The sequence below is a fragment of the Moorena sp. SIO2C4 genome (genome assembly GCF_010672485.1).
Taxonomy (GTDB): Bacteria; Cyanobacteriota; Cyanobacteriia; order Cyanobacteriales; family Coleofasciculaceae; genus Moorena; species Moorena producens.
On the sequence record NZ_JAAHGN010000410.1, the window covers coordinates 1 to 6,263 of the forward strand.

Here is a 6,263-nt window from a genome sequence, read left to right on the forward strand (position 1 = left end):
TGTCCAAAGTCAGCCCAAAACAGAATGTATATTTTAGGTGCGCTTGACCGTGGCGAATTTAATTCGCCACGGTCAAGCGCACCTGAAGTAACTTATGGGCTGAAATTATTATCCAGTAAGGATTTCAGCTTGTATGTCACCCCCCCAGCGTGAGTAGGGAAAGTGCATCATTTCATAAGTAGGTCGTGCAAGAAAAAAGGAGGTATGTTACAAATTCTAAAGTGTTGCCGAAGAAAGGAGTCAGAGGTATGGGAGCCAGACTGAGAGTGTTTCTCACCCAAGAAGAAGAAAGAACGCTCACCGGAGTTGAGGAGGGCCACCACCGTCAGTTAACGATTCAAAGATTGGCCGTAGGCCACGCTACGCGATCGAGCAGAAGCGGTTCATTTAAGTCATCAAGGCGCTTTATGTTGAACAGATTTCCACTCACCTGCACTCGACAGCTAAAACGGTTAGGAAGACACGCTTTCGCCTGGAAAACGAAAAGGTAGGGTATACTACAGATTTTACATAGTTTTAACGTCGTTATGCTTAAGGGTACGCCCCCATGAAAGAAACAACCCCAGCAGCAATGCCTCCCTGTTTTAACAAAGGTGAGTGTAAGTTCGATGATTTATTGAGGAATTAGCCGAAGAAAAGAGAGTAAGGAAACTACATAGAGGGATTATTGGGAGAAAGTCAACGAAAAAATCTATCTCAGATAGCGAGAGACTCCGTAGAGGTAACTTACCACAGAATACACCATTTTCTGACCGAAGCACCTTGGGAGGCAGAGCAAATAAATGGACGTCGTTTAGAGCTGATTTCTAAAGGTAGTCTAAAGAAATGGACTACAACTGTGGTAGTCCTTGTAGATTATTACCTGGACTTCCTCTGGCATTTCTCCATGAGCCGCTTACCTAAGATTGCTAACCCCCATCGCCCAAACTATCCTAGTGACCTCAGTGATGCGGAATGGAGCATCATTGAACCCTACTTACCGAGTCCTAAAGGGTTCGGTCATCCCAGAACGGTTAATCTTCGTGAGATTCTTAACGGGATATTTTACGTACAACGCACGGGCTGTCAATGGGAAATGTTGCCTCATGATTTACCGCCCTATTCTACTGTCTATAAATACTTTCGCAAGTGGCAACCGCTTTGGCATATGGCAAGGGATTCATGACAAGTTACGAGGCCAGTTACGCACCGAATCAGGACGTGACGAACAATCAACGGTGGCGATAGCCGATTCTCAATCGGTGAAGACCACAGAAAAAAGGGGGATGTCTACGGCTATGACGGTGGCAAGAAGGTTAAAGGCCGTAAACGCCATATCGTCGTAGATTCGCCAGGTTTGCTGATTGGTATGTTAGTGACCGAAGCAAACATGTCAGAGCGATTGGGAGCTGTTGTTGTTTTTAATGAGTCGAAAGAAGCTCTCTCCAAGTTGAAAGTGGTTTGGGTGGATCAAGGGTATTCGGGAAAGAATTTTGCCCATGCGGTCAAACAAGTGTGTGGTGAGTCAGTGCAAGTAGAAGTCATAGAACGCAAGTCAAAGGAGTTTAAGATATTGCCAAAGCGTTGGATCGTGGAACGCACGTTTGGGTGGTTGAATCGATTTCGCCGTTTGAGTAAGGACTATGAACAGTATACACAGATGAGTGAGGCGATGATTTCTGGTTCTCTCATTCGCCTGATGACAAAACGACTAGCAACAGTTTAAGGTTCTGTTTAGAAATCAGCTCTTAGAGGTGATGAACAAATGTACTCAAACCAAATTAGCCAGGGGATTTAGTCTGTCAACGGTAGGACGACTATTCCCAGGTAATTTCTGGTATTTGCTCGCAAAAGCTGTAAGTGTATCCATCTTTTCTGTGGACTCTTATCAGGTTTTTGACGTGCAAGCTTATTGCCTTTTTCCCCGGGACTGTGTAATTGAAAGAGTTACTTTTGCTTCTGGGGTTAACTCTTCCGAACTCCCCAGTCAGGAGGTTTTTGGCTATATCTCCACTACACCAACCTTTGTTCGCGCAGCGTGGCCTACGGCCAATCGGCTTTAATGGGTTGTGTCTGATGGGATAGCCATACTTGTTGAGTGCTGCTTTTTGCCTACCTCCTTGGCCAAAACAAGTTACTAACAGTGGTTGGTTTGTCCTTAACTGCAAGGCTTCAATATCTCCGACACAGGCGGCATCAATCCAATGCTCCTTAGGAAAGCCCAGCTTAGTCCGGTTGTACTTGGTCTGCGCACCCGTTCCAGCAACCACGGGCTTTATCTTTTGAAGTACTTTCACTAACTTATTATACATCTCCATAATACTATAAAATTCTAAAAATAGAGTATAATGGACGTAAATATCCATAGATAAGCGGAAACAATGAGTAATTATACTTGGGATTATATTCAAAAACATCCTAAACAAACCAAAGTATTATTAGGAATTGATTATGATCAATTAACAAAACTGATAAAACAAGGAAAGTTTGGTAGTGATAAACATGTAGTGATGGCCTAATCAAACCGACAAACATTGATTATAGTGATGAATAAAATTCCAAATAGCTCCTAAGTGATTTTCTAATTTTTTTGAAAATGACAAAGTTTTTCTTACCAGACGACTAATCCTTTGTCTTAAGGTATTATTTAATCTTTCAATATGATTAGTTTTAGCAGTTTTTTTTGCTACTGGTTTGTGACGTTTTTGTGGTATTACTGTTTTATAAGCTTCCCAAAAATCTGTATAACACACAGCACATTGTCAGCTGGAGGGAAAGACTGCCATAATTTTTTTGCCGAGTATCGAGTACGATCACCAATATAAACTCCAATTATTTCTCTAGTTTTTTGTTCGCGTAGCGTGGCCAACGGCCATCAATTGCCAACCAAATCCATTGGAGACGAAACCTTAGAGAGGGTCGCCTTATTTCATATAACTTAAAACTCTTACCCATAACCTGTCCCTATAAAGGCCGGAGATGAAACCTTAGAATAAAGGAGCCTTAATCAATAAGTTTTAACCCTTTTATGTATAGCCGAGCAACCAGAAAGGCTCCTTTATTCTTACGGTAACTTCAAACCACTCTCTTACGGTAACTTCAAATGCTGATTATCTTTATTGTTAACAAAAGACCACATTTCATCACATTCTATGGTAATTTTACATGCATGGTTTTTCGGACACCTTGATTTTTCGGGGAGTTTCGGCATATTTTTTATTAACATAATTTTGGAGCCATGTTTTTGAAACTCCAACTGATCGTGCAATGCCAGCTAAAGATATTTTTTCAAGCAAGAGGTCATCTATTATCTTTATTTTTTTTCGACAAGGGTATCGGCTTTTTTGTAGGATTTTTTATAAACTGCTTCTTACAGTTTTTACACAGGTATTTTGGCTTTTTATGATGAGTGCTGCCATTTTTAACTGTTCGCTCACAATTGCAGTAAGGGCAATTAGGTCGGGTTATTAAATCAGGTTTTGCATTCATTGTTTACCAGGAATTGTTTATCAAAAAAGCATTTTATTACTAATAAAAAAATAGCAGTTTCATAAGATTTATTCAATCAATATTTATAATAGATTATATAAGTATTGCTAATAAATTTACAGTCAACTGACTCTATTTTTGAGTAACAAATGTCTTATTTAGGCTAAAGTAAATGTTGTATCACTACATGTTTATCACCACCCTATTTTGAATAAAATGTACTTGACTTGAACCGAGTGAGTAGCTCTCGATTTTGGGTTCTTCCGAACCTGGTGTGCTGGATAAAACCCTGTAGCCCTAATCTGGTAATGGATGGCGAGATTTGAAGTCAGTTTTGAGCAGTTTTAGCCTAAAACACCGCGCAGCATAGGTTTGAGCGATCTTTTACAGACTAAGTTCCGAAGAACCCGATTTTGAGTCTAGACAACAACAAGGAAATCCAGGAGATTAGAGGAGAACCCTTTGAACGAGGCCAATCTTGATGTCCCAAGGTTTTGCTCCGATTACTTCTTCCTGGCCTTGCGCCACCACCAAAAAGCTCAAGGGAAGCATTATGGAAGAATTCATTGGCTTGGATGACCCACGAACGAAACGTCAACCTCAACATCTACTCATTGATATCCTGACAATAACGATACTGGCAGTCATAAGCGGCTCGGATTCCATGGTAGCAATAGAGACTTATGGCAAACGCAAGCAGAAGTGGTTAGAGACGTTTTTGGAGTTACCCTATGGGATTCCTTCCCATGAGACGTTTTCAAGAGTCTTGGCTCAGATCGACCCACAGCAGATGCGTGAATGTTTTTTATCGTGGGTTAGTCACTTGAGTAGAAAGCTTGCCATCAACCTGATCAGCATTGATGGTAAGACCTCGAGAGGTTCCTATGACCGAAATCAGGGAATCACAGCCTTACACACCATCACTGCATGGGCGAGTGAGCATCATCTGGTGTTAGCCCAACAAGCAGTGGAGCAGAAGTCCAATGAGATTACAGCTATCCCGGAACTATTACAGTTGCTAGATCTAACTGGAGCAATTATCACTATTGATGCGATGGGAGCACAAAAGAAGATAGCTGCCCAAATTGTGTCACAGGGTGGGGACTATGTTCTGATGCTCAAGGGTAATCAGGACAATCTTTACAAGGATGTCAAAGCCTTTTTCAAGCAAGCTCAAGCCTTCGATTGGCAAGGAATAGACTACAGCTACACCGAGACCACAGAGGCAGGCCATCATCCCATCGAACATCGTCAGGTTTGGGCAGTAGGTTTGGGCAGTGTCCATCAACCAATGTCCAGCGGTTTTGGGGTGCCCAACAGTGGAAAAGTTTCACGACAGTAGTCATGGTCAAACGAGAGCGACAACTGTGGAATAAAACAACCACACAGATCTGTTACTACATAACCAGTTTAGGAGCTTCGGCCTTAGTCTTGGCCGAAGCGATTCGCTCTCACTGGGGCATTGAAAATAGCTTGCATTGGGTGCTTGATATGACCTTCCATCAAGATGCTAGTCGGATTCGCACTGGACATGGGCCTGAGAATATGGCTGTATTACACCACTTGTGTATCAATTTACTCAACCAAGAACCCTCAAAACAGAGTCTGGCGATGAAACGCTATAGTGCTGCGTTAGATAATGACTATGCTCTGAGTGTTTTGTTGGGGCATGATGTTGTCTAGAGACTCCCAGAAATTGTTACTCCTTCAGAAGACAAAGGAGGAAAGCCTGATCAAGTTCATTACGGCCTATATTAATCACCCTTGAAGCCAGTCATAAATTTATAGCAGTCGCCAGGGCAGTTAGGACATGACAAAAGTCTCACACCCTTTGTAAGCGCAAGAGTTTGACTTCTGACAAATGACTTCTGACAAATGACTTCTGCTATAAATCAAAGGTGTGAAAATTGACTCTGGGTTTGGGATATAGCACCCTTGCCCATAAGTTAGGACATTTTTGAGGGCACCGGTCCGACCACTTCACCATTTTCTAGTCCTAACAAGCTCAAATAATGCTATATCTAGGAAGACTTAATTTAGCTGCGATTACCCTGGGGTTTATGGGTACAGCAAAAACAGCATCGAACTACAAACTGCTACAAAGATTCTTCCGAGACTTTGAGCTGGACTATACCAATCCTAAATGAATTTGGAGAAAAGAGTTCTGTAATGGGTTATAATTTAAAGTGTATTGGTGTAATGAATATATATTAATATTATGACCCTGGAAGAATTAATGGCCAGTAATCGGGATCCCATAGAACTCAAACGAGCAATAGCGATGAAGATGCGCCTTCAAGGTCTCAAGCATCGGGAAATTCAACCAGTATTGGGAGTTCAGTCAAGCTATATAAGTCGTTGGGAACGTCGCAATCGTGAGCAAGGAGTGAAAGGTTTAGAACTAGCCTATAAAGAGAGTTTAGGATATTTAAAGCACTCACAGTCAACAGAAGTAATCCAGCGGATTAAATCTAAAACCCAAACAACTGTATGGGAGGTAATGGACTACATCGAACAGAGTTATGGTGTAGTGTATTGCTCATTACAAAGCTATTACGAATTACTCAAAAAAGCTGGGATGAGTTGGCATAAAGGTAAAAAAGCGATGCAGAGGTGCGACCCGTGGCGAATTTAATTCGCCTACGGAAAACGCACCATTACGGTCTTGGGGGTTTCCCCCACTCGCTATTGCATCAAGACAAAGTCCCAGATAAAATAGCTCTGTGGTGGAGGAACAAAACCAGATGATCGCCGATTGGTTCCTCACCCATGATCAAGACATTAGTTAATCATGG

The 6,263-nt window shown here is 41.9% G+C and carries 9 protein-coding genes and 2 pseudogenes; 7 read left to right on the forward strand and 4 right to left on the reverse strand.

Features of this window, described 5'->3' with window-relative positions; all coding sequences use genetic code 11:
* Positions 1 to 224 precede the first annotated feature (224 nt).
* Together F6K20_RS20385 and F6K20_RS20390 are read left to right on the forward strand one after the other, a co-directional pair.
* Positions 225 to 491 (forward strand): hypothetical protein, encoded by a 267-nt coding sequence (locus F6K20_RS20385; protein ID WP_143764195.1) that lies wholly within the window; start codon positions 225 to 227, stop codon positions 489 to 491.
* Between the two features lie 395 nt (positions 492 to 886).
* Positions 887 to 1,705: pseudogene (locus F6K20_RS20390) on the forward strand (IS5 family transposase).
* Positions 1,706 to 1,796: 91 nt separating this feature from the next.
* On the opposite strand, the gene F6K20_RS20395 reads toward F6K20_RS20390, so the two are convergent.
* Positions 1,797 to 2,345, reverse strand: a complete 549-nt coding sequence (locus F6K20_RS20395; protein WP_287295826.1) for a hypothetical protein — start codon at positions 2,343 to 2,345, stop codon at positions 1,797 to 1,799.
* Between the two features lie 15 nt (positions 2,346 to 2,360).
* Between F6K20_RS20395 and F6K20_RS20400 the strand changes: the two genes are divergently transcribed.
* Positions 2,361 to 2,498 (forward strand): hypothetical protein, encoded by a 138-nt coding sequence (locus tag F6K20_RS20400; RefSeq protein ID WP_008180453.1) that lies wholly within the window; start codon positions 2,361 to 2,363, stop codon positions 2,496 to 2,498.
* On the opposite strand, the pseudogene F6K20_RS20405 reads toward F6K20_RS20400, so the two are convergent.
* From F6K20_RS20405 to F6K20_RS40765, 3 genes and pseudogenes are all read right to left on the reverse strand, one after another.
* A pseudogene (locus tag F6K20_RS20405) lies at positions 2,499 to 2,818 on the reverse strand (IS1 family transposase); the annotation flags it as partial.
* Positions 2,812 to 2,934, reverse strand: a complete 123-nt coding sequence (locus F6K20_RS20410) for a hypothetical protein (protein ID WP_267871994.1) — start codon at positions 2,932 to 2,934, stop codon at positions 2,812 to 2,814. The gene F6K20_RS20410 and the pseudogene F6K20_RS20405, both read right to left, overlap by 7 nt.
* A 345-nt stretch (positions 2,935 to 3,279) precedes the next feature.
* Entirely contained in the window at positions 3,280 to 3,468 is a 189-nt protein-coding gene (locus F6K20_RS40765; protein ID WP_438941757.1) for an IS1/IS1595 family N-terminal zinc-binding domain-containing protein, read from the reverse strand.
* Positions 3,469 to 3,949: 481 nt separating this feature from the next.
* Between F6K20_RS40765 and F6K20_RS20415 the strand changes: the two genes are divergently transcribed.
* The 4 genes from F6K20_RS20415 (at position 3,950) to F6K20_RS20425 (ending at position 6,216) form a co-directional block, all read left to right on the forward strand.
* On the forward strand, positions 3,950 to 4,810 hold the full coding sequence (locus F6K20_RS20415; RefSeq protein WP_008180456.1) for an ISAs1 family transposase: 861 nt from the start codon (positions 3,950 to 3,952) through the stop codon (positions 4,808 to 4,810).
* A gap of 2 nt (positions 4,811 to 4,812) precedes the next feature.
* Positions 4,813 to 5,151: an ISAs1 family transposase gene (locus tag F6K20_RS40090; RefSeq protein ID WP_008180458.1), complete on the forward strand. Its 339-nt coding sequence runs from the start codon at positions 4,813 to 4,815 to the stop codon at positions 5,149 to 5,151.
* Positions 5,152 to 5,686: 535 nt separating this feature from the next.
* Positions 5,687 to 6,103 (forward strand): helix-turn-helix domain-containing protein, encoded by a 417-nt coding sequence (locus F6K20_RS20420; RefSeq protein ID WP_008180461.1) that lies wholly within the window; start codon positions 5,687 to 5,689, stop codon positions 6,101 to 6,103.
* On the forward strand, positions 6,091 to 6,216 hold the full coding sequence (locus F6K20_RS20425) for a hypothetical protein (protein WP_267871993.1): 126 nt from the start codon (positions 6,091 to 6,093) through the stop codon (positions 6,214 to 6,216). The genes F6K20_RS20420 and F6K20_RS20425 overlap by 13 nt, the downstream gene beginning before the upstream one ends.
* The last annotated feature ends 47 nt before the right edge of the window (positions 6,217 to 6,263 follow it).

Excerpts from the sequence above, each read along its gene's own strand:
- F6K20_RS20395 (WP_287295826.1), bottom strand. The coding sequence starts at position 2,345 with ATGGATATTTACGTCCATTATACTCTATTTTTAGAATTTTATAGTATT.
- F6K20_RS20400 (WP_008180453.1), top strand. The coding sequence starts at position 2,361 with ATGAGTAATTATACTTGGGATTATATTCAAAAACATCCTAAACAAACC.
- F6K20_RS20410 (WP_267871994.1), bottom strand. The coding sequence starts at position 2,934 with ATGGGTAAGAGTTTTAAGTTATATGAAATAAGGCGACCCTCTCTAAGG.
- F6K20_RS40765 (WP_438941757.1), bottom strand. The coding sequence starts at position 3,468 with ATGAATGCAAAACCTGATTTAATAACCCGACCTAATTGCCCTTACTGC.
- F6K20_RS20415 (WP_008180456.1), top strand. The coding sequence starts at position 3,950 with ATGTCCCAAGGTTTTGCTCCGATTACTTCTTCCTGGCCTTGCGCCACC.
- F6K20_RS40090 (WP_008180458.1), top strand. The coding sequence starts at position 4,813 with ATGGTCAAACGAGAGCGACAACTGTGGAATAAAACAACCACACAGATC.
- F6K20_RS20420 (WP_008180461.1), top strand. The coding sequence starts at position 5,687 with ATGACCCTGGAAGAATTAATGGCCAGTAATCGGGATCCCATAGAACTC.